The sequence below is a fragment of the Pseudochelatococcus sp. G4_1912 genome, assembly GCF_047501465.1.
Taxonomy (GTDB): domain Bacteria; phylum Pseudomonadota; class Alphaproteobacteria; order Rhizobiales; family Beijerinckiaceae; genus Pseudochelatococcus.
The window spans coordinates 718,824-744,299 of record NZ_JAZDRL010000002.1; the positions used below are offsets into that span (position 1 = coordinate 718,824).

At 53.5% G+C, this 25,476-nt stretch carries 23 protein-coding genes and 1 pseudogene; 11 read left to right on the plus strand and 13 right to left on the minus strand.

Features of this window, described 5'->3' with window-relative positions:
- Positions 1–4 precede the first annotated feature (4 nt).
- Together lptE and leuS are read right to left on the minus strand one after the other, a co-directional pair.
- A complete protein-coding gene (lptE, locus tag VRZ32_RS10450) occupies positions 5–550 on the minus strand; it encodes an LPS assembly lipoprotein LptE (RefSeq protein WP_414525671.1) in 546 nt (181 codons plus the stop codon).
- A complete protein-coding gene (gene leuS / locus VRZ32_RS10455; protein ID WP_414525672.1) occupies positions 537–3,176 on the minus strand; it encodes a leucine--tRNA ligase in 2,640 nt (879 codons plus the stop codon). The genes lptE and leuS overlap by 14 nt, the downstream gene beginning before the upstream one ends.
- A gap of 493 nt (positions 3,177–3,669) precedes the next feature.
- On the opposite strand from leuS, the gene VRZ32_RS10460 reads away from it, so the two are divergent.
- The 9 genes from VRZ32_RS10460 to VRZ32_RS10500 all read left to right on the plus strand — a co-directional run bounded on the left by VRZ32_RS10460 (position 3,670) and on the right by VRZ32_RS10500 (position 12,249).
- The gene (locus tag VRZ32_RS10460; protein WP_414526196.1) at positions 3,670–4,380 is read left to right on the plus strand and encodes a YggS family pyridoxal phosphate-dependent enzyme; all 711 of its coding nucleotides are present in this window, start codon (positions 3,670–3,672) and stop codon (positions 4,378–4,380) included.
- Positions 4,381–4,592: 212 nt separating this feature from the next.
- Entirely contained in the window at positions 4,593–5,156 is a 564-nt protein-coding gene (locus tag VRZ32_RS10465; RefSeq protein WP_414525673.1) for a F0F1 ATP synthase subunit delta, read from the plus strand.
- Complete coding sequence (atpA, locus tag VRZ32_RS10470) at positions 5,156–6,685, plus strand: F0F1 ATP synthase subunit alpha (protein ID WP_414525674.1); 1,530 nt, start codon at positions 5,156–5,158, stop codon at positions 6,683–6,685. The genes VRZ32_RS10465 and atpA overlap by 1 nt, the downstream gene beginning before the upstream one ends.
- A 68-nt stretch (positions 6,686–6,753) precedes the next feature.
- Positions 6,754–7,632 carry a F0F1 ATP synthase subunit gamma gene (locus VRZ32_RS10475; protein WP_414525675.1) on the plus strand — a complete coding sequence of 293 codons (879 nt, stop codon included), beginning with the start codon at positions 6,754–6,756 and terminating at the stop codon, positions 7,630–7,632.
- A 105-nt stretch (positions 7,633–7,737) separates the two neighbouring features.
- Complete coding sequence (atpD, locus tag VRZ32_RS10480) at positions 7,738–9,189, plus strand: F0F1 ATP synthase subunit beta (RefSeq protein WP_414525676.1); 1,452 nt, start codon at positions 7,738–7,740, stop codon at positions 9,187–9,189.
- Between the two features lie 62 nt (positions 9,190–9,251).
- Entirely contained in the window at positions 9,252–9,650 is a 399-nt protein-coding gene (locus VRZ32_RS10485; protein ID WP_414525677.1) for a F0F1 ATP synthase subunit epsilon, read from the plus strand.
- A gap of 163 nt (positions 9,651–9,813) precedes the next feature.
- Positions 9,814–10,416: a nitroreductase gene (locus VRZ32_RS10490; protein WP_414525678.1), complete on the plus strand. Its 603-nt coding sequence runs from the start codon at positions 9,814–9,816 to the stop codon at positions 10,414–10,416.
- 113 nt (positions 10,417–10,529) lie between these two features.
- Positions 10,530–11,228: an orotate phosphoribosyltransferase gene (locus tag VRZ32_RS10495; protein ID WP_414525679.1), complete on the plus strand. Its 699-nt coding sequence runs from the start codon at positions 10,530–10,532 to the stop codon at positions 11,226–11,228.
- Between the two features lie 94 nt (positions 11,229–11,322).
- Complete coding sequence (locus VRZ32_RS10500) at positions 11,323–12,249, plus strand: hypothetical protein (RefSeq protein WP_414525680.1); 927 nt, start codon at positions 11,323–11,325, stop codon at positions 12,247–12,249.
- Here VRZ32_RS10500 and VRZ32_RS10505 read toward each other — a convergent pair.
- Positions 12,237–12,964 (minus strand): annotated as a pseudogene (locus tag VRZ32_RS10505) (IS5 family transposase); the annotation flags it as partial. The gene VRZ32_RS10500 and the pseudogene VRZ32_RS10505 overlap by 13 nt on opposite strands.
- Before the next feature lie 151 nt (positions 12,965–13,115).
- Between VRZ32_RS10505 and VRZ32_RS10510 the strand changes: the two are divergent.
- Positions 13,116–13,544: a hypothetical protein gene (locus tag VRZ32_RS10510; RefSeq protein ID WP_414525681.1), complete on the plus strand. Its 429-nt coding sequence runs from the start codon at positions 13,116–13,118 to the stop codon at positions 13,542–13,544.
- 45 nt (positions 13,545–13,589) lie between these two features.
- Here VRZ32_RS10510 and VRZ32_RS10515 read toward each other — a convergent pair whose 3' ends face one another.
- Entirely contained in the window at positions 13,590–14,531 is a 942-nt protein-coding gene (locus VRZ32_RS10515) for a tyrosine recombinase XerC (RefSeq protein ID WP_414525682.1), read from the minus strand.
- Between the two features lie 114 nt (positions 14,532–14,645).
- Between VRZ32_RS10515 and VRZ32_RS10520 the strand changes: the two genes are divergently transcribed.
- Positions 14,646–16,856 (plus strand): primosomal protein N', encoded by a 2,211-nt coding sequence (locus tag VRZ32_RS10520; protein ID WP_414525683.1) that lies wholly within the window; start codon positions 14,646–14,648, stop codon positions 16,854–16,856.
- Between the two features lie 62 nt (positions 16,857–16,918).
- On the opposite strand, the gene VRZ32_RS10525 is transcribed toward VRZ32_RS10520, so the two are convergent.
- The 9 genes from VRZ32_RS10525 to VRZ32_RS10565 all read right to left on the minus strand — a co-directional run bounded on the left by VRZ32_RS10525 (position 16,919) and on the right by VRZ32_RS10565 (position 25,459).
- Positions 16,919–17,719, minus strand: coding sequence for a lysophospholipid acyltransferase family protein (locus VRZ32_RS10525; protein WP_414525684.1), 801 nt, complete (start codon positions 17,717–17,719; stop codon positions 16,919–16,921).
- Between the two features lie 34 nt (positions 17,720–17,753).
- Complete coding sequence (locus VRZ32_RS10530) at positions 17,754–18,197, minus strand: Fur family transcriptional regulator (RefSeq protein ID WP_414526197.1); 444 nt, start codon at positions 18,195–18,197, stop codon at positions 17,754–17,756.
- Between the two features lie 452 nt (positions 18,198–18,649).
- Complete coding sequence (locus VRZ32_RS10535) at positions 18,650–19,138, minus strand: GNAT family N-acetyltransferase (protein ID WP_414525685.1); 489 nt, start codon at positions 19,136–19,138, stop codon at positions 18,650–18,652.
- Between the two features lie 150 nt (positions 19,139–19,288).
- Complete coding sequence (gene tsaB / locus VRZ32_RS10540) at positions 19,289–20,062, minus strand: tRNA (adenosine(37)-N6)-threonylcarbamoyltransferase complex dimerization subunit type 1 TsaB (protein WP_414525686.1); 774 nt, start codon at positions 20,060–20,062, stop codon at positions 19,289–19,291.
- Between the two features lie 133 nt (positions 20,063–20,195).
- Positions 20,196–20,804 (minus strand): malonic semialdehyde reductase, encoded by a 609-nt coding sequence (locus VRZ32_RS10545; RefSeq protein WP_414525687.1) that lies wholly within the window; start codon positions 20,802–20,804, stop codon positions 20,196–20,198.
- A gap of 146 nt (positions 20,805–20,950) precedes the next feature.
- Entirely contained in the window at positions 20,951–21,514 is a 564-nt protein-coding gene (locus VRZ32_RS10550; RefSeq protein ID WP_414525688.1) for a NifU family protein, read from the minus strand.
- A gap of 129 nt (positions 21,515–21,643) precedes the next feature.
- Entirely contained in the window at positions 21,644–22,687 is a 1,044-nt protein-coding gene (gene trpS, locus VRZ32_RS10555; protein ID WP_414525689.1) for a tryptophan--tRNA ligase, read from the minus strand.
- A 163-nt stretch (positions 22,688–22,850) separates the two neighbouring features.
- Positions 22,851–24,443: a murein biosynthesis integral membrane protein MurJ gene (gene murJ / locus VRZ32_RS10560; RefSeq protein WP_414525690.1), complete on the minus strand. Its 1,593-nt coding sequence runs from the start codon at positions 24,441–24,443 to the stop codon at positions 22,851–22,853.
- Between the two features lie 215 nt (positions 24,444–24,658).
- Positions 24,659–25,459, minus strand: a complete 801-nt coding sequence (locus tag VRZ32_RS10565) for a class II glutamine amidotransferase (protein ID WP_414525691.1) — start codon at positions 25,457–25,459, stop codon at positions 24,659–24,661.
- Positions 25,460–25,476: the final 17 nt, after the last annotated feature.

Sequence of the window (25,476 nt, forward strand, 5' to 3'; positions counted from 1 at the left end):
CCGATTAACGCCCCGAGGCAAATTTAGCGGCGATGCGTGTGTGGATCTGATCGGCCAACGCCTTCGACACACGGATCTGCGCATCACGTGCCGCGCGCAACGCTGCAAAGCGTTGTGGCGTGCGATCATACGCAGATGATGCGATGGCTTGGCTTTCGTAAATCGCCTTGCCGCCACCAATCGGTACCAGTTTGAAACCGGCTTTACCCGTCAGTAGTGCCGCTTCTGCATTACCGGTGGAGGTGTTGATGATGGTCGATGCAACCGACTCCGTTACCGTCACCTCAAGCCGGAATTGCTTGTCGACTTCCTCTGGCGAGCCCCCGTTCATGCGGTAGGTGAGCTCCGTCTGCGTATAATATGCAAGGCGTGCATTATCGCGGCTGCCGGGATTGATGGTGGCCACTTCGATGGCGGCCAGTTGGTCCTGAATCGAAACACCACTGGCAGAGACGCCATAAAGCGGCCGGAAGCAGCCCCCCAGAAGGGAAGCCGCCAGGACAACAACCGCCAGGCGCGGCAATAGACCGAATTTATCAGATGACCACATTGACGATCCTCTGGGGCACGATAATGATTTTACGCGCGGGCTTGCCTTCCATCGCACGCTGCACGCCTTCATGCGCGAGGGCCGCTGCTTCGATGCTGGCCTGATCGGCATCGCGCGCCACTTCAATATCAGCGCGCTTCTTGCCATTAACCTGCACAGGCAGCGAGATCACATCTTCTATTGTCAGTGCGCGATCCGCAACAGGCCATGGTGCTTGCGCTATCAGCCCCTCATGGCCCAACACCTTCCAGCACTCTTCGGCCAGATGCGGCATCATTGGAGCGGCTGTTTGCGCCAGGAAGCTTGCTGCCTCATGTGCTGCTGCCTTGAGCGCCGCACTGGCACCAGCCTTGCGGGCGGGAACAAGTACATCTTGCAGGGCATTGGCGAGCTCATAAATCTGCGCTACCGCGCGGTTAAACCGCAGTCGATCAATGCTTTCTTCAACGCCGATCAACGTGCGATGAGCAACCTTGCGCAGGGTTTGCACCCCTTGCTCATCGACAACGCCGTCAGTTGCCTTGAGGTTTGCAGCCTCCTGCACCAGGCGCCACAGCCGCTGGACAAAACGGTGTGCGCCTTGCACGCCCTCTTCAGTCCAGATCACGTCACGTTCTGGCGGCGAATCGGAGAGCATGAACCAGCGTGCTGTATCCGCGCCGAAAGTCTCAATGATCTCATCAGGGTCGATGACGTTCTTTTTTGACTTCGACATCTTCTCGATGGAACCGATCTCAATCGGCTCACCGGTCGTGATATGGAACGCGCGACGATGTGCTTCCGTGTCGCCTGCTTCAAAGCGCACATGCGCTGGCTCAACCCAGGCTTTGTTGGCATCACGATATGTCTCGTGCACCACCATGCCCTGCGTAAACAGGCCAGCGAATGGCTCGTTTACCGATGTATGTCCCGTCGCAGACATTGCGCGCGTGAAGAAGCGCGAATAGAGCAGATGCAAGATCGCGTGTTCGATACCACCGATATACTGATCCACCGGCAACCAGTGGTTGGCTGCAGCAGGATTGGTTGGTGCGTTTTCATTCCGCGGGTCGGTGAAGCGGGCAAAATACCATGACGAATCGACGAATGTATCCATCGTATCGGTTTCGCGCCGCGCATCACTGCCGCACTGCGGGCAGGCAACATGCTTCCATGTGCTATGGCGATCAAGCGGGTTGCCGGGCACATCGAATGTCACATCCTCCGGCAGCGTCACTGGCAAGTCGGCATCGGGAACCGCGACTGGGCCGCAGGTAGCACAATGGATGATCGGGATCGGGCAGCCCCAGTAGCGTTGGCGCGAAATACCCCAGTCACGCAAGCGGAAATTCACCTTGCGTGCAGCCACGGGGGCGCCGTTGCGCATTTCTTTCTCAAGGCGTGCGGCCACTTCTTCCTTGGCATCAGCAATGCTCATGCCATCGAGGAAGCGTGAGTTGATCAGCACGCCATCATCAGTAAAGGCTGTATCAGTGATGACAAGCGTTGCCGGATCGGTGCCAGGCGGGCAGACAACGGGCGTGTTGCCGAGACCATAAGCATTGGAGAACTCAAGATCGCGTTGATCATGCGCAGGGCAGCCGAAAACCGCACCCGTGCCATAATCCATCAGCACGAAGTTCGCGACATAAACAGGCAGCTTCCATGATGCATCAAAGGGATGCAGCACGGAAAGGCCCGTATTGAAGCCCTTCTTTTCCGCTTTCTCAAGCGCTTCAGCGGCGGTGCCCATCTTATGGCATTCATCAATGAAGGCCGTGAGCTCAGCATTGCCATGTGCCAGTTGCTTCGCTAACGGATGGTCAGCGGAGATCGCCAGGAAGCGGGCGCCGAAAAGCGTATCTGGTCGGGTTGTGTAGACCTCAACCTCATTAAAACCTTCCGGTGCATTATCTGGATCGAGCGCAAAGCGCAGCGTCATACCCTCGGAGCGGCCAATCCAGTTGCGCTGCATGATGCGCACTTTCTCGGGCCAGCGGTCGAGCGTGTCGAGCGCATCGTGCAGATCTTGTGCGTAATCGGTGATTTTCAGAAACCATTGCGTCAGTTCGCGCTGTTCCACGAGCGCGCCAGAGCGCCAGCCGCGACCATCAATCACTTGCTCATTGGCAAGAACGGTGTGATCAACGGGATCCCAGTTCACCTTCGCTGTTTTACGATCAACAAGACCGCCCTTCAGAAAATCGAGGAACAGTTTCTGCTGATGCTTATAATAGGAGGGGTCGCAGGTCGCGAATTCGCGGCTCCAGTCAAGTGAAAGTCCCATGGATTGCAGTTGCTTGCGCATGGAAGCGATATTGGCATAGGTCCATGTGGCCGGATGTACGTTATTGGCCATAGCGGCGTTTTCAGCCGGCATGCCGAATGCATCCCACCCCATGGGGTGCAGCACATTGAAGCCTTTGGCCCGCTTGAAGCGCGCCACCACATCGCCCATGGCGTAGTTGCGCACGTGGCCCATATGGATGCGGCCAGACGGATACGGAAACATCTCAAGCACATAGTATGGCGGGCGCGAATCATCGTTCGCTGTCTGGAAAAGCTTCTTGGCCTCCCATACCTCGCGCCATTTTGGCTCTACATCCTTGGGATTATAACGTTCCGTATTGACTGGGTCCGCACTCATGATCTTGCTATCTGATATCCGCTATCGCAAATCGGCATTAGAGATGTGTTGATATTCGCGCCATATTGGCCTGCAAATAGCAGTTTTCTTCGCTTCCGGTGCTTATGGACATAAGTCCACTTGGCTCCAGCTCTCGATAACTACCATTTCGGTTCACTCTATCGCGAATCTCAATGCATCCTAGCCTACACACCGCGAAAAACACAGCGAGCCGCGCTGCTCACGGAGCAGGCAGTCGCACACTTGGGCAGGACTAGGGCACGAATGAACGAGGCCGTCAACGTTTGTACGTACTATCGCTGGCTGAAAACCCAAGCTTGTGGTGTTGAGCATTGTAATAATTGAGCGTGCGCCTGCATAAAATCATCGATTCCAGACACCCATCGTCGAATCACAATTAGGATGGGGCTTAATCATGACGTTGGCTGTTGCGTTCCGCCGCATAGAGGATAACAACGGGGCAATCTAAGATGTTTTAAAGGCAAATATGATGATGTCAGAAAAGGGATCAACAGAGGGTGTGGAAAGCAATACCGCTTTCCATCTTGCCTCTGTGCGCGCTGCGATTGTTCGCTCAGCGCAGGAAGAGGGGCGCAATCCAAATGATGTAACCCTGATTGCAGTCTCCAAAACCTTTGAGGCTGAAGCGATTCGTCCAGTGCTGCTGGCAGGTCAGCGGGAGTTTGGAGAGAATCGCGTGCAGGAAGCAAAGGCGAAGTGGCCTGCATTAAAAGAAGAATTTCCCGATGTCCGCTTGCATCTGATTGGGCCATTGCAATCAAATAAGGTGCGTGAAGCTGTCGCACTTTTTGATGTGATTCATTCGGTGGATAGGGTTTCGTTAGTACGTGAATTGGCTCAAGCACAGGCGAATCTCGGTGTTGAGCGCATGCCTGAACTTTTCGTGCAGATTAACACAGGCGAAGAGCCGCAAAAGGCTGGCGTTGCACCGCAATTTGCCGATGCCTTTATCCGCGAATGCCGTGAGGAGTATGGCCTGTTAATCACGGGTTTAATGTGTATTCCACCTGCCAATGATCCACCATCACCACATTTTGCGTTGTTGAATAAAATAGCAAAGCGCAATGATATCAGAAGTTTATCAATGGGCATGAGCGCTGATTTCGAACAGGCAATAATGCTGGGTGCCACTCATGTGCGCATTGGCTCGGCTATCTTTGGGGGCCGTAGCGCTGGCATGTGATATCGAGAAAGACGTGGCCGGTATGCAACTTGATTATCAGATTGTGACATGCCGGGTTGCGTGTGGCTCAAGCCTATGTTAGGGCACCCCCAACGTATGGGAAAGCAGACAGCGTTCCCATTCTCATCACAGAGTTTTATGTACGAGTGGGTATGTGCTGTGGCCAGTTTGGCCAGTTGCGCCATGCCCCTCGATAACCCGGAGAGAGGCCCGTGTCACAAGGCGGATCGATCGTTTCCGGCGTCGCGGGACGCTATGCCACCGCGCTTTTCGAGCTGGCAGTGGACGAAAAGAGCGTTGACGCCGTTAGTGCCGACCTTGATCGGTTCGAGGCCCTTATCGCCGAAAGCGATGATTTGGCACGTCTCGTACGGGTTCCGGTATTTACGGCTGAGCAGCAGTTGGCTGCAATTTCAGCGGTTTTGGCCAAGGCTGGAATTGCTGGTACGGCTGGCAACTTTATTCGGATGGTGGCGTCTAAGCGCCGCTTGTTCCTGATCAGCCAGATTATCAAAGCTTATAAGACGTTGGTGGCAGATAGCCGCGGCGTCGTGCGGGCTGAGGTGACCGTGGCTGAAGAGCCTTCAGAGAAGGTTCTCGAAGAAATCAAAGCGGCACTGCAAGGTGCAGCAAAGGGCGGCGAGATTGTTCTCGACGTTAAGGTTGATCCCACCATTCTTGGTGGTCTCATTGTCAAGCTTGGTAGCCGCATGGTCGACGCGAGCTTGCGCTTCAAACTTAATTCTATCCGTCTCGCGTTGAAAGAGGTCGGCTGATGAGCATCCGCGCCGCGGAAATTTCCGCAATTCTCAAGGAGCAGATCAAGAACTTTGGCAGTGAAGCCGAGGTTACTGAGGTCGGCCAGGTTCTCTCTGTGGGTGATGGTATCGCCCGCGTTTACGGTCTGGATCAGGTCCAGTCCGGTGAAATGGTGGAGTTCGAATCGGGGGTGCGCGGCATGGCGCTGAACCTCGAACAGGACAACGTCGGTGTCGTGGTGTTCGGTAGCGACCGTGACATCTCGGAGGGCCAGACCGTCAAGCGCACCAAGGCTATCGTGGACGTGCCTGTCGGCCGTGGCCTTCTGGGTCGTGTTGTTGACGCGCTCGGTAATCCTATCGATGGCAAGGGGCCGATTGAGGCGACCGAGCGTCGCCAGGTTGACGTCAAGGCGCCAGGCATCATTCCGCGTAAGTCGGTTCATGAGCCGATGGCGACGGGCCTCAAGGCTATTGATGCTCTGATCCCGGTTGGCCGTGGCCAGCGTGAGCTGATCATTGGCGACCGTCAGACCGGTAAGACCGCGATTGCGCTCGACACCATCCTGAACCAGAAGTCGATCAACCAGGGCGATGACGACAAGCAGAAGCTTTTCTGCGTATATGTCGCTATCGGCCAGAAGCGTTCGACGGTTGCACAGTTCGTGAAGGTGCTTGAAGAGCAGGGCGCTCTTGAGTACTCGATCGTTGTTGCTGCAACGGCATCTGATCCTGCACCAATGCAGTACATTGCACCTTTCGCTGGTTGCGCGATTGGTGAGTATTTCCGCGATAACGGCATGCATGCTGTGATCGTGTATGACGATTTGTCGAAGCAGGCTGTGGCCTACCGTCAAATGTCGCTTCTGCTACGTCGTCCTCCCGGACGTGAAGCATATCCTGGCGATGTGTTCTACCTGCACTCCCGTCTTCTGGAGCGTGCGGCTAAGCTGAATGAGGACAACGGCCTCGGTTCGCTGACTGCTCTTCCAGTTATTGAGACGCAGGCGAACGACGTGTCTGCCTACATCCCAACGAACGTGATCTCGATCACCGACGGCCAGATCTTCCTTGAGACGGATTTGTTCTACCAGGGTATTCGCCCTGCTGTGAACGTTGGTCTTTCTGTTTCGCGTGTGGGCTCTTCTGCTCAGACGAAGGCGATGAAGAAGGTCGCAGGCAAGATCAAGGGTGAGCTTGCTCAGTATCGTGAAATGGCTGCGTTCGCGCAGTTCGGTTCGGATCTTGATGCATCGACACAGCGTTTGCTGAACCGCGGCGCACGTCTGACTGAGCTTCTGAAGCAGTCGCAGTTCTCGCCACTGAAGAACGAAGAGCAGGTCGCAGTGATTTATGCTGGCGTCAATGGTTACTTGGACGTGATTCCAGTTGCCAAGGTCCGGGCATTCGAGGATGGGCTTTTGTCTAGTCTTCGTAATCATCACGCTGATATCCTTGAGGACATCCGCGTGACGAAGGATCTGTCGAACGAGACGGCTGCCAAGCTTAAGGCTGTTGTTGAAGAGTTCGTTCGGTCGTTCAACTGATCGGTTATTGAGTGGATCGTGGAGGGGCGTGATGGGATCACGCTCCTGCGAGGAGATAGGCGTCAACCATGCCGAGCTTGAAGGACCTGCGCAATCGCATCGCCTCTGTAAAGGCGACGCAGAAGATCACCAAGGCCATGCAGATGGTGGCTGCGGCGAAGCTTCGTCGTGCCCAGCTTGCGGCTGAAGCCGCGCGTCCCTTCGCCGAGCGGATGGATCGCGTGTTGGCCAATCTGGCAGAGAGCATTGGCCCCGGAGACGGTGCGCCTGCCCTTATCGCTGGAACTGGCAAGGATCAGACGCATCTGCTTATCGTCGCAACGGCAGAACGCGGCCTGTGCGGTGGTTTCAATTCGTCGATCGCGCGTTTGGCACGTGAGCATATTCAGTCGCTGCTTAGTCAGGGTAAGACTGTCAAGATCATCTGCATCGGCAAGAAGGGCAATGATGCCCTGCGTCGCCTATATGCAGACATGATCATTGAAGTCATTGACCTGCGCGAAGTTAAAGCGCTGACATTCGATGTCGCAGACAAGATCGGCAAAAAACTGATCGCAATGTTTGAGGCAGGCGAGTTCGATGTCGCAACGCTATTCTATTCGCGGTTCCGTTCAGTGATCTCGCAGATCCCGACGGCACAGCAGATTATTCCAGCTGTTATCCCTGTCCGTTCGGATGAGATTGTGGCTGATGCTGTGTATTCTTATGAACCGAACGAGGAAGAGATCCTCGAGACGCTATTGCCACGCAACGTGTCGGTGCAGGTTTTCCGGGCATTGCTGGAAAATGGTGCTTCCGAGCAGGGCGCGCGCATGTCTGCAATGGATAATGCCACGCGTAATGCTGGCGAGATGATCAAGAAGCAGACGCTGCTCTACAACAGGTCACGTCAGGCGATCATCACGAAAGAATTGATCGAGATTATCTCGGGCGCCGAGGCGATCTGATCCGGCGCGTAAGCGTCAAAGTTACGAAGAGGGCGTCGCTATTTTTGGTCGATGCCAATTGTTGGATAAATTAGAGGCCCGGACGGGCTCGGACGGAGCTGCACCATGGTTAAAGTTTCCCCGGCTAAAAACACTGGCCGTATCACTCAGGTGATCGGTGCTGTTGTTGACGTGCAGTTCGACGGCGAGCTGCCTGAGATTTTGAACGCCCTGGAGACCACCAACCGTGGTCAACGTATGGTGCTTGAAGTGTCGCAGCAGCTCGGTGAGAACACCGTTCGCTGCATCGCCATGGATACCTCGGAAGGTCTGGTACGTGGTCAATCTGTGACCGACACCGGCGCACCAATCATGGTGCCAGTTGGTGCGGCGACCCTTGGCCGTATCATCAACGTCATCGGCGAGCCGGTGGACGAAGCCGGCCCAGTGGTTGGTGAAGCAATGCGCTCCATCCATCAGCCTGCGCCGAGCTATTCTGAGCAGTCGACGGAATCACAGATTCTTGTCACCGGCATCAAAGTGATCGACCTGCTTGCACCTTATTCACGCGGTGGTAAGGTTGGCCTGTTCGGCGGCGCTGGCGTTGGCAAGACGGTTCTCATCCAGGAGCTGATCAACAACATTGCTAAGGCGCACGGCGGTTACTCTGTGTTTGCTGGTGTAGGCGAGCGTACCCGTGAGGGTAACGATCTTTACCATGAAATGATCGAGTCGAAGGTAAACGTCGACCCGAAGGAGAACAATGGTTCTGCTGCTGGTTCCAAGTGCGCTCTCGTTTACGGCCAGATGAACGAGCCTCCAGGAGCGCGTGCACGCGTTGCTCTTACAGGCCTGACGGTTGCCGAGCATTTCCGCGATCAGGGCCAGGACGTTCTGTTCTTCGTGGACAACATCTTCCGCTTTACGCAGGCTGGTTCAGAGGTGTCGGCTCTACTGGGCCGTATTCCTTCTGCTGTGGGTTATCAGCCAACGCTGGCAACTGACATGGGGGCGTTGCAAGAACGCATCACCACCACTACCAAGGGTTCGATCACTTCGGTTCAGGCTATCTACGTGCCTGCTGACGATTTGACCGATCCTGCACCAGCTGCATCGTTCGCTCACTTGGATGCAACGACCGTATTGTCGCGCGCGATTTCGGAAAAGGGTATTTACCCTGCCGTTGACCCGCTCGATTCGACGTCGCGTATTTTGTCACCACTGGTTGTTGGTGAAGAACACTACAGCGTCGCACGTTCGGTGCAGCAGGTTCTGCAACGTTATAAGGCTCTGCAAGATATCATCGCTATTCTCGGTATGGATGAGCTCTCGGAAGAGGACAAGCTCACTGTGGCGCGCGCTCGTAAGATTGAACGCTTCCTGTCGCAGCCGTTCCACGTCGCTGAAGTGTTCACGGGTTCGCCCGGTACGTTAGTAAGCCTTGAGGACACTATTAAGGGCTTTAAAGGTCTTGTCGAAGGCAAGTACGATCATCTGCCAGAATCTGCATTCTATATGGTTGGCACGATTGAACAGGCCGTCGAAAAGGCACAGAAGCTGTCTGCTGAAGCTGCTTAATTGTCGTGATACGCGGGGCATATATACGCCCCGCATGCTGAAATTGGGTCGGGAGTACCGTCATGGCTACCTTTCATGTCGAGCTGGTCTCGCCTGAGAAATTGTTATTCGCGGGTGAGGCGGAAAGTGCTACGGTGCCGTCCGTTGATGGCGAGATGACGGTTCTGGACCAACATGCACCTTTAATGGCCGTGTTGAAGCCTGGCGTTGTCAAGATTGTTGATGCAAACCAGAACGTACGTCGTCTGTTTGTGCGAGGTGGCTTTGCTGACGTAAACCCACAGGGACTTACAGTGCTGGCAGAGTTCGCCTTGCCTGTTGAAGAGATCGATGTCGATTCTGTTGATAGCCAGATCCGGGATGCGGAAGAAGATTATCGTGATGCCAAAGGCTTTAATGAAAAGCAGGCAGCATCGGATAGGCTGGTTCAGTTGCGTGATATGCGGGCTGCTGCTCGCTGATAGTACTGACCATTTCTGGTCTTACTGATTTTAAGGGTGGCTTATGGCCACCTTTTTTATTGTCTGCAAAATACCATTAATAGAATAAATATAAAAATTTCAATTATTTATTCCCTGATAATATACGATATTGTCACGTCAGAATTCCATGAGGAGCCAAGCAATGGTTGACAGTGAACGTTTGGATAAAAGGCTGAAACGTTTGGAGCGTCGTCGTTCGGCTGCTCCCTTACAATTAAGTGCCCCAGGCCCGGATGCTGAAACTTTACGGCGTTTGCTAACCATTGCGATGCGTGTGCCTGATCATGGAAAGTTGGAGCCTTGGCGATTTATCGTGCTGGAAGGGGATGCACGGATTGAAGTAGCACGACAATTGGCCGCCACCTATATTGTTGAAAATCCAAATGAGGACGCGAATAAACGCGATAAGCAAATTACCAAGATTGCCGCAATATGGGCTGCAGCTCCCGTGGTTGTTATTGTGGTTAGCAGGGCAAATTCTGAGGCCAAGAAGCCAGAGTGGGAGCAGATTCTATCCGCGGGTGCTGTATGCATGAATCTACTGACTGCGGCTACGCTTGCGGGGTTCGATGGTGTGTGGCTGACAGGCTGGGCAGCATATAATGAAGCTGCAAAGCGCATTCTTGGGGTTGTGCCGCATGAGCGAATTGCTGGCATTATTCATCTAGGCACAGAAAATGAAAAGCAAAAGGATCGGCCGCGCCCAGATTATGATGCGCTGGTAACGAGGTGGAGAAGCCAATAAGCATGCAGCATCTAAAAAATGGCTTGCGCTTGTTGAAATGTGTCTTGTCGAAATGATCTGAGCATGATTGAAAGAGATAGCATTTATAGTAAAGATTGCCTGTAGGAGCTCTCATGACAACCTTGCCGCCTCCTCTCGACCGTGCCCTCATTGCCCGGCAGGCTGCTCGGATGTTGTTAGAGATTAAGGCTGTGCATTTTAATGCTGAAAAGCCGTATATTTTTACGTCTGGTTGGGCAAGTCCGGTTTATATCGATTGCCGTAAGATTATTTCTTACCCACGCCTGCGATCGTCCTTGATGGATTTTGCTGCGTCGACCATCGTGCGTGAGATTGGCTATGAATCAATCGATACGATTGCTGGTGGCGAAACAGCGGGAATTCCGTTTGCTGCATGGCTTGCAGATCGGTTTGAGCTGCCAATGCAATATATTCGTAAAAAACCAAAGGGCTTTGGCCGCAATGCACAAATCGAGGGCGAGGTGGCGGTCGGTGCCCGCACGCTGCTCGTTGAAGATCTAGCGACTGATGGTGGCAGTAAGGTGAACTTTGCCGAAGCCCTGCGTACAGCAGGTGCGCAGGTCGATCATTGCTTCGTGCTGTTTTTCTACGACATCTTCCCGCATAGTCGTGAGGTAATGGAAAAGATCAACCTGAAACTGCATTATCTGACCACTTGGCGGGATGTACTAGCGGCAGCTAAAGAAAGCGGGCATTTTGATGCTGGCGTGCTGGCTGAAGTTGAAGGGTTTCTGAACAAACCAGCTGAGTGGTCTGCAGCGCATGGCGGAATTTCGTCATTTGAGAAGTAATGCTTATTTTCTAATTGTTTTATAAGGGCGATTTATTCATCGCGCCCTTAGAAGAGACATATAAAAATTAAATTAATGAATTATGGAGGCAGATATGTCTGAGTATATAAGCAATAGGTCGAATATTATTTCATTTGATAATGTGATTACAGCGCCTGATAATGGTGGTGCATCATATTTTGAGGGCATTTGGGAAACAGCATATAGTTTTGCTGAAAATATTATATCCCGGATTGCCTCTTGTCTTACAGATATTTTATGGAAAATTTGGAATGCGTTCAAGTTTGAAGGTGATAATCAGCCTCAACCTAAGGCTGTTGCTGAAGGTAGTATATCTGTTCTGAAATCCGAGCCTTTTATTAGTAATATACTTAATAATTATGACATTCAGTGCTCAGAAGCTCCAGATGAATTATCCGATGCCCTTGATCAACTTAATACATCGAAAACTAGTGTAATACTGCCGATTAAGCAGGTTATAGTAGGGTTATCAGGGGAATCGTTGGTAGGCGATGGTTCTAAGGATGGCTGTAATATTCAGGTAAATGATTGTTTGCCTGAGCATATTTCAAATATAGCAGTTAAAAGCTCTTTTGCAGAGGGCGCTTGCTTTAAGCATAAATATCCCTTCTTAAAAGAAATAGAAAATGTATCATTTAATTATAGTCTTATATTAAAGGATATTTCAGCGGGTGAATATGCATGCATTGGCGTTAATAAGAAGATTGTTGCAGGTATATGCAGTAAATTTTTTGAGGAATTGAATGTAGTAAATATGGCATATCATGCTGAAATGATGGCCTTAAGGGACATTATTCTCTTTTCTAAAAAGGGAGGGGAGAGGTTATCAAGCTTGGATAACGATAAAATAGCAAGTACTTTGTGCAAAGCTATTAATGATGATATTGAGAATGGCTATAATGGAGATGAAAAAGATTATGTATATTTAGATAGAGGGCCATTTATATTGTCATCTGGCACTGTTGAGCGTCTGTCTAGGCTGAGGATTCAAATTAAGTAATACGAGAATAAGATAGCGATTGTTACGGCGTTGAGGAACGATTGAGCTGATTTGTCATATCGTGTAGCGATGCGGCGCCAGTTTTTGAGTTTGGCAAAGCATGCCTCCACCCTCCATCTTTTTTTATAAAGCTCTGTATCAATTGTATTTTTGACTTTTGCATTTTTTCGGTCTGGCACACAATATGTGATGTTTGCGGCTTCAACGCAGGCGCGGATGTCTTTGGAAACATAGCCTGTATCCGCCAGTATCTGGCGTAAATTTGGATGATTGCAGGCGTTGATCAGCAGCGGGGCGAGGCAAACATCGTGAATGTTGCCACCCGTGATCAACCATGCGACGGGTTTGCCGCGCCCGTTACAGGCCAGGTGGATTTTACTCGTCCAACCGCCGCAAGATCGACCTGTGGCAGGACATCCTTTTTTTGGGCGCCAAGAGCCGAACGCTGTACCCGTATCGTGGTCGAATCTATCATAAGTGTCTCATCTTGCGCGTCTTTTTCGGATAAAGCCTGAAAAATACGCGTCCAGACGCCCTGAGCGTTCCAGCGTTGATAGCGCGTGTAAAGTGTTTTGTGTGGTCCGTAAATCGCCGGAGCCTGCCGCCACATCACACCCGACTGAAGAACATAAACAATCCCCGATACGACCCGCCGATCATTTACACGCCGCCGTCCCCGCTTCACCTTCGGCAACAAATCCTGCAATTTGGACCAGGCAATGTCATTGATATAAAAAGGATATCCACCCATCAGAAACCTCAAAATTAAAGCGATGATGGGAGTGAATCAAAAACACTTATAAATATTCGTTAATTTGAAGGCTTAACCTAATAGCGTATTGCTGTTAAGGAATTTTATAGTTAACATGGATCTCGTTTTAAAAACTGAGCTTTTAGCATATAATCCTGAGCATTCTTATGATTATAGCTCAGTCATAAAACGCATAAGCGAACATGCTCATAAAATTTTATCCTTTCTAGAACACAGGTATTCCCAAGATGTTTACAATAAATATAATGGAGTTCCTGAAGTTGTAAGGGTTGGAAGAAAAATAAAAAAGAAGAGATTTCCAAGCGTTTCAGCTAATACATTCTTTAAGGAGCATTGTGATGTTCCATTTTATAAAGGTGGCGGTGATAAAAAAGTTACTTTACGTGGAACGCTACTTTTCAGATCCGAGGATAGATATACAATTCTAAATGATGAAGGGCTAGTAGAAGAGGTAGTGGTTCGTGGTTTTAAAGACAGTGAGAAAAAAGTAAGATTCGACAAAGATAACTGGTCTTTATTCTAGGGATTTTGATTAAATATCGGTTTGCATCACATGCGGGTTGCTCGATCATGTCGCCCGTGCTCGCGGATGAGCAGCTTCATAAGCTGTCATTAACCGCGCTGCATCAACCTTGGTATAGCCTTGTGTTGTTGAAAGTGAAGCATGCCCCAGAAGTTCCTGTATCGCGCGTAGATCGCCGCCGCGTCCCAGAAGATGCGTGGCGAAAGAATGGCGCAACGCATGCGGTGTGGCGCTGGCAGGGAGACCAAGTGCGCCCCGTAATGATTGCATCGCAAGTTGTACAATGCGTGGTGAAAGTGGTCCACCTTTGACACCACGAAACATTGGTTCATCGGGGGCGAGTAGATAAGGGCATAACGTAAGATAAGTGTTGATGGCTTCACTCACCTGGCGCAACACCGGCACAGCACGCATTTTGTTGCCTTTGCCCGTTATGGTTACGCTATCGCGGCCGTCAATGGGGGCATCCTTGCGGGGGATTGATAGCGCTTCGTTAATGCGTAAGCCGCAACCATAGAGTAGCGCGAAGACAGCTGCATCGCGCGCCAATACCCATTGCGGTCTATCTTCATCAACGCGCAGGTCGGTGTCAATTACGGCGCGAGCTGCGCTCATCGTCAGGGGTTTTGGCAGGGTACGGGTAATGCGTGGTCCGCGCACAGTGGTGAAGGCAGCCGCTTCGCCTCGCTCGGTGCGCTCAAGATAGCGCGCAAATGAGCGCAGCCCCGCTAATTGTCGCATCAGGGAGCGGCTACCGATATCCTTGCCCCGACGATCAGAAAGAAAGGCACGTAGATCGGCGGGGGTGAGGTCTATGAGATTCTCAAGTGTAGGCTCGGTGCCGCGATAACCACGGAGAAAGGTGAGAAACTGGCGCGCATCGCGCTCATAAGCCTCAACGGTTTTGGGCGACAGGCGGCGCTCGGAAGTTAAATGCGTAAGCCATTCCGCAAAAGCTTTTTGCAGAGCTGGATTTATTAGAGGCATTAACGTGGCTTTGTTTGGCATGGGCTCATAATAAACGCTTGAAGCTAACCACGGGTAAATTGCAATCGCATCTCACAGCCTGTTCCGCAACGGGCGCAAATCGCGTATCTCACTATGATGACTGATCTTGAGCTTGCTAATCCAATACCCGCCTTTCAAAGCGTCGTGGATGTCCTGGTGCCAGTGGCCCTCGATAGGGCATATTCGTATGCTGTGCCAGAGGGCATGCCGCTTGCGCCGGGTGATGTCGTGCTGGTGCCATTGGGCAAGCGCGAGACAGCTGGCGTGGTATGGACAATGCGCGCGGGCAGTGGCGGCAACCTTAAGCCCGTACTTGGGCGGATCGATGTGCCGCCTTTCAATGAAAAATTGCGATCTTTTCTCGATTGGATTGCCTGGTATACGCTTGCACCACGTGGGCTGGCGATGCGATTGGCGCTACGGGTACCGGAGGGCGCTGATACCGCGCGGATGTTGGAGCCTCCCCGTATTGGTGTGCGGATAATTGGCAAGGCGCCGCAGCGGATGACAGCGGCGCGTTCACGCGTGTTGGCATCGTTGGCAGAAGGCAAGACACTGCTCAAGCGTGATCTGGCGCATGAGGCGGGCGTTTCGCAATCCGTGATTGATGGCCTATTGGACGAAGGCACGTTGGAAGCTGTTGCCTTGCCACCTATCCCGGTTGCGCTGCCACCAAACGCGGATTACGTAAAGGCCAGCCTGTCCGAAGGACAAGAGGCAGTGGCGACGGCACTTCGGGCGACTGTGCGGGAGGCTGCGTTTTCTGTCTCGCTGGTTGAGGGGGTGACCGGTTCCGGTAAGACAGAGGTGTATTTCGAAGCGGTTGCTGAAGCTCTGCGAGCGGGGCGGCAGGCGTTGATTCTGATGCCGGAAATTGCACTCACCGCTCAGTTTCTGGAGCGCTTCGAGGCGCGCTTTGGCGTCAAACCGGCAGAGTGGCATTCGGGCATTACCGGCAGAAAGCGCGCGCGCATTCATGCAGGCACTGCAGATGGAACCGTGCGGGTTGTTGCCGGTGCGCGTTCAGCGCTGTTTATGCCATTTCAGGATCTGGCGCTGATCGTGATCGATGAAGAGCACGAAACAGCCTACAAGCAGGACGATGGCGTTATCTACCACGCGCGGGATATGGCGGTGGTGCGTGGGCGGTTTGAGAATGCGGCGGTCGTTCTGGCTTCGGCAACGCCTTCTATTGAGAGCAAGGTCAATGCCGAGCGTGGGCGCTATCGTCATCTCAAGCTGCCAGAGCGATTTGGTGGGCGCACGATGCCGGACATTCATACTATTGATTTGCGCCGCAATCCGGCAGAGCGCGGGCGCTGGATATCGCCGCCGCTGATCGGTGCGGTGAATCAGACGTTGGAAGCAGGAGAGCAGGCACTGCTGTTCCTTAACCGTCGTGGCTATGCGCCGCTGACGGTTTGTCACCATTGCGGCCATCGTTTCCAGTGCCCGAATTGTTCAACATGGCTCGTCGATCATCGTTTTCGCCGCGCGCTTGTGTGCCATCATTGCGGCCACGTTGAGCGCCGCCCGGACGTATGTCCGGCATGCGACAAGGCGGATACACTTGCAGCTTGCGGGCCGGGTGTTGAGCGGTTGGCGGAAGAAGTGGCAGAGGTGTTTCCCGATAAGCGCGCTATTGTGCTGTCTAGCGATTTCCCCGGTGGGACAGAGCATATCCGGACGCAATTGCAGGCGATTGCTGCGGGTGAGGTCGATATCGTCATCGGCACGCAGCTGGTGGCGAAGGGCCATAATTTCCCCGGGCTGACACTTGTTGGCGTTATCGATGCTGATGTAGGGCTGGCGAATGGCGATCCGCGCGCGGCTGAGCGCACCTTCCAGCTGATGCAGCAAGTTACCGGACGTGCTGGACGTGGCGATCGACCCGGGCGGGCGCTGATCCAGACTACGCAGCCTGATCATCCGGTATTGCGTGCGATTGTCTCTGGCGATGTTGCGCGTTTCTATGCCGAAGAAATCGCGGTGCGTGAAGAGGCCGGACTACCACCGTTTGGCAAGTTGGCGGCGCTGATCATTTCTAGCCCCGATAAGTTGGAAGCAGAAAACTACGCGCGGGCCTTGGCGCGTGTGGCGCAAGCACCTCAGAATGTCATTGTGCTTGGTCCGGCAGAGGCGCCGCTGGCGCTTGTTCGTGGACGTTTTCGTTTCAGGTTGCTGGTGCGTGCTGGCAGAGCGATTGATCTGCAGGCCTATCTGCGGGATTGGCTGGCGCGTGCGCCCAAGCATCCAGCCAAGTTACGTGTGGCAGTGGATGTCGATCCGCAGAGTTTTATGTAAGCTTGCCGCATCACACAGAAAGTTAGGGCGTTGCAGCTGCGTCTATTTAGTCAAACGGCGCTCTAAATATGGCCGCCCTGTGAAAGGGCCTCTCGCACGTGTGCGCGTACTTCCTCTTCCATCTTCCGCGTTGCCTGTTTGCGATCGGTCTCGGCGGTGAAAGGGATGGGCGTGCCCCAGGTGAGCTGCACATCGATAGGGCCACCGGACATAATGCCCTTCAGGTGCGGCACGAGATCCATATCGCCGTGCCAGGCAATATCAGGACGATCCCCACGACGCAGTGGCAGGCCATCCCGGCGAACGTAGGTAATGGCGAGTGGCTGCAGCACCACGTCAAGATTGTTGCTATTTTCCGATGCCAATGCCTCCCGCGCTGCGCCTACCAATGCGGAGCGGAAGGGCAACACTCGCGTGCCATCGCCTGTAGTGCCCTCGGCAAAAAGCACGATGGCATCGCCAGCCTGCAATCGCTCGGCGACAGCGCCGTTGGTGCGGGCAGTATCTTTGCGGCGTGTGCGGTCAATGAACAAAGTGCGCTGCAACCGTGCCAGCAAGCTGACTACAGGCCAGGTGCCGACTTCGGATTTTGCAATAAACGACAGTGGCGTCAGTGCTGATAGCACGCAAATATCAAGCCATGAAACATGATTGGAGACGATCAGTGCCGCCTTGCCGCGCGGTGGTGTGCCATGTACGATTCGTCGGATGCCGAGTGTAGCGCAGACAATGCGATGGTAGAGCATCGGAATCGTGCGCCGCCCCGGCCATTGAAAACGCACGACAATCCACTGTAGCGGAATGCCGATTATTGTTACTGGCACAAGCACCGCAACGCGGCTGTAAAATCGGAGCGTGCTCATCGATTATTGCTCAAAGCCTTCTGGCTCAAAAAGCCTATTTCGATTGATCGTCTAGTGGCAATGCATAAAGTTCAAGCCGATGATGCACAAGTCGGTAGCCTAATTTACGAGCAATTTCGGCCTGTAATGCTTCAATTTCGTCCGATTGAAACTCGATGACCTTGCCGGTGTTCATATCAATCAGGTGATCGTGGTGTTCGGTTGGGGCGCTTTCATAACGGGCGCGGCCATCGCCAAACTGGTGGCGCTCGATAATGCCCTGATCCTCAAACAGCTTCACCGTGCGATACACCGTTGATAACGAGATGTTGGCATCGATCAGGGTGGCGCGGCGGTGCAACTCCACCACGTCAGGGTGATCCTGCGCTTCAGCAATTACGCGCGCGATAACGCGGCGCTGGCCGGTCATGCGCAGGCCATGCGTGGTGCACAAATGCTCGATGGCATTCTTTTCGCGCGAGGAGCTGCCTTTTTTCATCGTTTTCGTCATGTTGGTTGAGGCTGATTTGGGAAGGTGTGTCATTGGTCCTCTCCGCGGCATCCTCAATAATAATGAAGTCTGAGTACAGAACGGTTTGTCTGAGACATGACCAGGCAAAATGTTCTTTCTGACTTACCTTTAATTCGAAAATTCAATTAGAGCAAAACGGATTAAATCTGAATCGCTATTTTGCTCTAATTCTTTGTTTTTGCATCAAATTTATCCTAAAAACAGTGCCCGCTTTTTTGCGCGATACATTAAAGGCAAACCCCTCTCATTGCAAAAGGCCGCAAGAATATGCGCCCACAAATACGCTGAGCTGAACGTCAGTGAGCCTGTAAATGATGATTTGTCAAAGTCGGGAACAGCGTTGGCTTTTGTTCATGAGTTCCAAGGCGTATAGAAAGCCTCTATTTGCAGGCTCGCTGACGTGAAGATCGGCGCGTCCATTAATCGAGGGATGCGCGCATGGTTATTGCTGTTGCGCTTGAGCCATCTGCCTTCGGATAATAGCCAGGGCGGCGTCCAATTTCGGTGAAATGTGCATGCCGATAGAGCGCTAAAGCTGGCTCGTTACCCTCGTCCACTTCCAGAAACACATTGCGCGCGCCACGGCGCGCCAGATGGGCAAGATGATGAGTGAGCAGGGCGCGCCCTGCACCGTGGCCGCGCGCATCGGGGCTAACGGCGATGGTGAGGATTTCGGCCTCATCCACCACAAGCCGCGATAACGCAAAGCCAAGCAGCGTGTTGCTGCCGCCTGCAAAAACGCCATCAGCGAAAATCGCTTCGCTGGCGATCATGCGTTCCAGTTCCAGTGTGCCCCATGTTCGCGCAAAGCTGGCGGCATGAATGGCTGAGGCCATTGGCACGTGTTCACTGGTCAATTCAGTGACATGAAGGGCGGGGCGATGAGAGCCGAAGAGATCACGAAACATCATGGCATCAACACTAAGCTGCGGGGTGAATCGGATGGAGCATTCTGGCACTTCATACCTGAAACAGGATACCGCCTTTTACATAAAATGCTGCATAAATAATCAGATAGGGCACAAATTCAGCAAACGTCCTACTGAGTGATGCAGCAATTATTGGCGCGGAAGATGAGCCTTGTTCTGTGGTTTTGCGTCAGCGCCCCGTAAATAAAGCGGTTGGGGCAGGGCGGTGTAAGGATCTGCCGCAAAGCCAAGGCGCGCTATCCAGCGGATGTCTGGCGCGGGGCCGGAATCAGCAATCAGGACATCAAGCCCCATTGCGATTGCCTCTGCTGCCAACAGTTCAGCTGCAGGGCCCACCAGCGTGACAGGTCCCGTGCCGAGCAGACGGGCAGCCTCTTTGATGGGCAGATGCCGCGCTGGTACAATCACGCGGCCGCCGGGCGCTGTCGCCTGAAAATAGATTGCACCATGGCGGGCATCAATGGCGGCGCCAAGCACCGGCTGACGTAAATCCGTTGTCAGCAACAACGGTGCTAATGCAGCTGAAAGCGTGGAAACACCAACGACAGGGATATTCGCAGCCAGACCAATGGCGCGTGCGGCTGAGATGCCTACTCTCAATCCTGTAAAGCTACCGGGGCCGGTAGTTACTGCGACACGGTCAAGCGCGGCAAAGCCGTCTTGCGTTGATCTGCCAGTTGCTGCCACAGATTGCTTGACGACCCGCTCTATCAGCGGCAGGAGTGCCTCGGCATGGCCACGTTCCAGCAGCAAGGTTTCTTCTGCCACGACGTCGTGAGAATCTGTTTGCGATGGTGCGCCATCGGCAACCGTTTCCGGCCCTGCCTTGGAAATGCTTGCCTGCGTATCAATTACGCAGGCCGCGCAGGCGCCGAGCGCCGTATCGATGGCTAGAACGCGCAAACCCCTACCTCACATGCCTGCATCATACAACATTCGTTTCTGTATGATACGAAGCGGAGAACTTGTCACCCCTTACAGGCGACACTTTCACATGTCGCCCAAGGTATTTTACAAAGGGATTTACTAGCCAGAATTATATGATGCTGGCGTATTCCTCAAACTCAAGACGTGGCAAGCGGCCGAATAGGCCAGCGGGGTCGCCGTAGCCGATGTTGATCAGCAGATTGCTTTTGATTTTGCCATCCGGGAAGAACTCTTCATCAACGCCCACATTGTTGAAGCCTGACATGGGGCCAGTATCAAGTCCCAGTGCACGCGCGGCCAGAATGAAGTAGGCCGCCTGCAGGGAAGAATTGCGGAATCCGGTTTCCTTAATCGCCTCCGGCTTGCCCTCAAATAGCGGGCGCACATCGGCATGAGGAAACAGCTTTGGCAGCTGATTGTAGAACTCGGTGTCATAACCGACGATGACAGTAGCGGGTGCGGCGAGCGATTTGGCGCGGTTGCCTTCGCTTAAATGTGGCGCAAGCCGCGCCTTGGCTTCTGGCGAGCGCACGAATACGAAGCGTGCAGGCGTGGCGTTAACCGCTGTTGGTCCCCACTTCGATAGTTCTGCCACAGCGCGCAGCGTTGCATTCGATACGGGAATATCTTTCCATGCATTATGGGTGCGGGCTTCGGTGAATAGTTGTGCCAGCGCTGCGGAATCGAGTGGCTGGGCAGTGTTGGTGCCGGATGTCATTCCCATCTCCGTTGATATGAAAATATTGCTATCAACGGAGAAGATATGCTGCGATGCACCAATACGCTATGCCTCAGGTGGGGACTCGCCATGCAAACCAGGTTTGCATTTATGCAAGCTGAAGCGAAAATTGCGATACTTGAGCGTTAGATCGCCTGCACTTCTTGGACGTCTGGCAAGAAGTGTTTCAGCAGGTTTTCGATGCCATGGCGTAGGGTCGCGGTTGAGGATGGGCAGCCAGAGCAAGCTCCCTTCATCGCCAGATAAACGATGCCATCGCGATAACCACGGAAGGTGATATCGCCGCCATCATTGGCCACTGCCGGACGTACACGTGTCTCGATCAGGTCCTTGATGGTCTCGACAGTTTCAAGGTCCGCATCATCGAAAAACTCATCACCGTCATCGTAGCCTGCCTGGCTATGGCCATCGGCGATAAGCGGTGCACCTGATAGAAAATGCTCCATAATTGCGCCGAGTATAGCGGGTTTCAGATGCGGCCACTCGCCTTCATTCTTGGTGACGGTAATGAAATCCGACCCAAAGAATACGTTCGAAACACCATCGATATCGAACAGCCGTGCGGCAAGTGGTGCATGTGCAGCCTCTGTCGCGGAGCGAATTTCAATCGGGGAATCAGGCGATACATCGCGGCCAGGCAGGAACTTCAGCGTGGCTGGATTGGGGGTCGTTTCAGTCTGAATAAACATTTTTCTCTCCTCACCAAACCGGTTCAAGGGCGGCGGTGAACAATCCTCAGCGGGGCAATATCCCCCGCTGTTTCGTTTCTAATGTGGCGCGTTTCTGGCTGCGCTTCAATAGGGCAAAGCGCGTGTTCGTCAGGTGCGTGCGCGCACGAAGCCGACGATGTCCTTCACCGCATCCATCGTCTGACGGGCAATCACGCGGGCGCGATCGCTACCATCGACCAGAACCGAATCGATATAAGCTGGATCAGCAACAAGACGCTGCATTTCCGCACCGATAGGGCCAAGCTTTGCTACGACGATATCGACCAGTGCGCTTTTGAACACTGAAAACTGGTTGCCCGCAAATTCTGCCAGCACGGCCTCACGGGGCTTGTCGGCGAGGGTTGCAAAAATGCCAACGAGGTTTTCCGCCTCCGGCCGGTTGGCCAGTTCTTCAACCGTTTCTGGAATGGGCTCAGGATCAGTCTTGGCTTTGCGAACCTTCTGGGCAATGGCGTCAGCATCATCGGTGAGGTTGATGCGCGAGTAGTCGGAAGGGTCTGATTTCGACATCTTCTTGGTGCCATCACGTAGGCTCATCACCCGTGTTGATGTGCCCTGAATCAGCGGCTCTGGCAGAGGGAAGAAGGTATCGCCAAAGCCATTGCGGGCAATGGATGAGGCAAAGTCATTATTGAACTTCTGCGCAATGTCGCGCGTCAGCTCCAGATGCTGCTTCTGGTCCTCGCCAACAGGCACGGCATTCGCGCGATACACCAGAATATCAGCGGCCATCAGCGTTGGATAAGCGTAGAGGCCGAGCGAGGCATTCTCGCGGTCCTTGCTGGCTTTTTCCTTGAACTGCGTCATGCGGTTCATCCAGCCCATGCGCGCTACGCAATTGAGCACCCACGCAAGTTCCGCATGCTCTGCAACCTGGCTTTGGTTGAAGATGATGTGGTTTTTGGGATCAACACCGCTGGCGATAAACGCCGCCGCGACTTCGCGAATCTGGCGGGTTAGCGCCTCTGGATCCTGCGGCACGGTGATGGCGTGCATATCGACGACGCAATAGATGCACTCAAACCGTTCCTGCAGAGCAACAAAGCGCGAAATCGCGCCCAGATAATTGCCCAGATGCAGGTTACCGGTGGGCTGTACGCCGGAAAAAACACGTTCTTTCAAGACGGACATGGCGTTGCCCCATCCCTTTCATCAAGTCTGACATTAATTGCGAATACCGCACTTATTACTGGCGGGTTATCGCAGGCATAGATTTTTCTGCAAGGAAAAAGCGCGATCCACGACAATAGCTTTGTGCACCTTAATGCATAAAACGAGAAAGTGGATATATGCTCTAACCGTTTTTCCATGGCATGATCGTGGCAATCTCGCCCAGCATGCTGACGATTTTCACATAAACCAGCGTGCCCAAAGCACATAAAGCGGTGAGAATGATGCCGCGAAGTGCTATGGGCTGATCTGGAGCAAGCCAGGGTGCGGCGAGCATATCAAACGTTGCTACCACTAATCCCATAATGAAGGCTGCGAGCGAAAGCCGGATCAGGCGCGCACCCAAAGCCCATGTCCACTGCACGTCGCTACGGGTCATAAGGGCGAGCATGAGTGCTTGCGTCCATAGCCCTGCACTTGTGGCGAGGCCCAGAGTGCTAATTTGTACAGGTAGCATGCTGACGAACGAGACGATTTCAACCGTATCACCAGCGGAGTGCGCAAACAGGGAAGCGCTGGTAAAGGTGGCGAGCACACCCAAAGCGCCCGCAAGCATGGGTTGCATAAGCTGTTGGCGCGCGAAGAACGGCTGAATCAGGATCTTGCTGGCTGCTGCTGCAGGCAGACCTAGCGCTAACGCCATCAAGAGAGCACTGGTGGCGTCGCTATCTTTGATCGTGAACGCACCACGCTCAAACAGTATGCTGGTGATCGTTGATCCAAGCGCAATGAGCCCCGCTGCGGCGGGAAGTGCCAACGCCACTGCACCGTTGAGGAAAGTCGCCAGCGTTGAGGCAATCTGCGGGTCCTGATTGCGTGTGCGCGCAACAAATTCGGGCAGCAAAACAACACCAGCCGCAACCCCGATAAACGACAATGGCAACTGAAAAACGCGATCAGCATAATAAAGCCAGGATACAGCAGAAGGTTCGGACGATGCGATCATCGTGGCTGCAAGCAGGATCACCTGTGTCATGCTGCTTGCTACAAGAGCGGGAAGTGCAAACCGCAGCAGATGTCCAACTGCGCCATCAAAGCGCGGCAGCCGCAGCGGCGGTCTGTCAGGCATCCGCAACATTGCCCAGGCTACTATAACAAGGTGCATCAGGCCGGATAAGCTCACCACAGCCGCTAGCCACAGACCGGTTTCAGGATTTGCTTCTGCCTGGCCTGCAGCAAGCAGTGCAATGATGAGCAGGCCATTGACGAGAGCGGGTGCGGCAGCCGCTGCAATGAAGTGGCGTTGCGCATTGAGATATGCTGCAATCAATGATGCAAGGCTGGTAAAGGCAACAAAGGGCAGGGCGAACTGCGTATAGAGCACTGTTAGTGCAAACTTGTCCTGCTCATCGGCAAAGCCTGATGCCACCAGCAGTACCAAGGGGCCTGCTGCGATTTGCGCTAATGCTGTTATTATAACGAGGAAAAACGCGACATTGCTGATCGCCCGTCCGGCGTATTGGCGTGCGGCCTCCGGTCCTTGTTGCGCTGTGATTGCTCCAAGCAAGGGCACAAAGCCAGCATTGAGGCCGCCTTCACCCAGCACGCGGCGCACGACATTGGGAATGCGAAAAGCAACGAGGAATGCATCAGCAATCGCACCGGCTCCCAGCACTTGTGCGATAAGCACATCGCGCACGAAGCCTAGAATACGAGATGCCACGGAAGCGGCGCCAACAGCTGCGCTGGCGCGCGCTACAGAAAAAATGCGTGACATGAGGCTTACTTTTTTATGTTGTTTGAAGAGGCGCCAAAACAATAAACTATAGCAAAGTGAATAGCTTATGAATCCAATGATTCAAAATGTGTGATCCACTTTCAGGTTTGATGCATGGCGATCTTTGAGCCTCCAGCGCCGCGCACGTTGGTACGTGATATCGGAAGCTCAAAGCGTTGCCATTTGCAGGTTGCAGGCCAACGATGACATGTATGCTAGGCGGCGACCGACCAGGCGTCTCCGGTAATGACGAGCGGCTCAGTGGTGGCGCCAAGTCCGTGTCTGATCGTGGTCATCGAATTGTCAGGGATCAGAGTCCACGCATCGCGCAGACTATCGAGCGGCTCCGAGGCAAGGATCGTCGCGCCCGGACGCTCGCGCAGATAAAGCCCCGGCGACCGGCGGTCGCAGGATACGCGAAAAGCCCAGATGGTGTGGCCGTCGGTGAGCATTGCAGTGAAGCGCAGAGCTTCCTGAACATGCGCCTCAAGCATCAGCGCCTTGGTTTTTGCCATCACGGCAACAACTGCTTGTGCTGGCGTATCGCCCGTTTCCATGTGCGCCAGGATCAACAGAAACAATAATTCGGAATCCGTAGTGCCCGCACGCTGGTCGAACAGCTCATCTGGCAGCAATGCTTCCAGTTTGCGCCGGACTTTGTGGTAATGCCCGATCTGTCCGTTATGCATGAAAGCATATCGTCCGCAGGAAAAGGGGTGGCAATTGGCGCGCGTGGTGGCCGTGTGGGTAGCTGCTCGCACATGCGCAAAAAACAGCGACGAGCGCACCTGGGCACATAGCGATTTCAGATTTTCATCCGACCATGCTGGGCGCAAGTCACGGTAAAGGCCGGGTTCTTCCCGATCTCCATACCAGGCCAAGCCGAAGCCATCGCCGTTTGTGGCGGTCTTGCCCTCACAGGCATGGAGCGACTGGCGCACAAGCGAGTTGTTCGGTGCGCAGACTAAAGCATCCATAAAAGTTGGGTCACCCGAATAGGCGAGAAGACGGCACATAGTAAATCCATCATGTA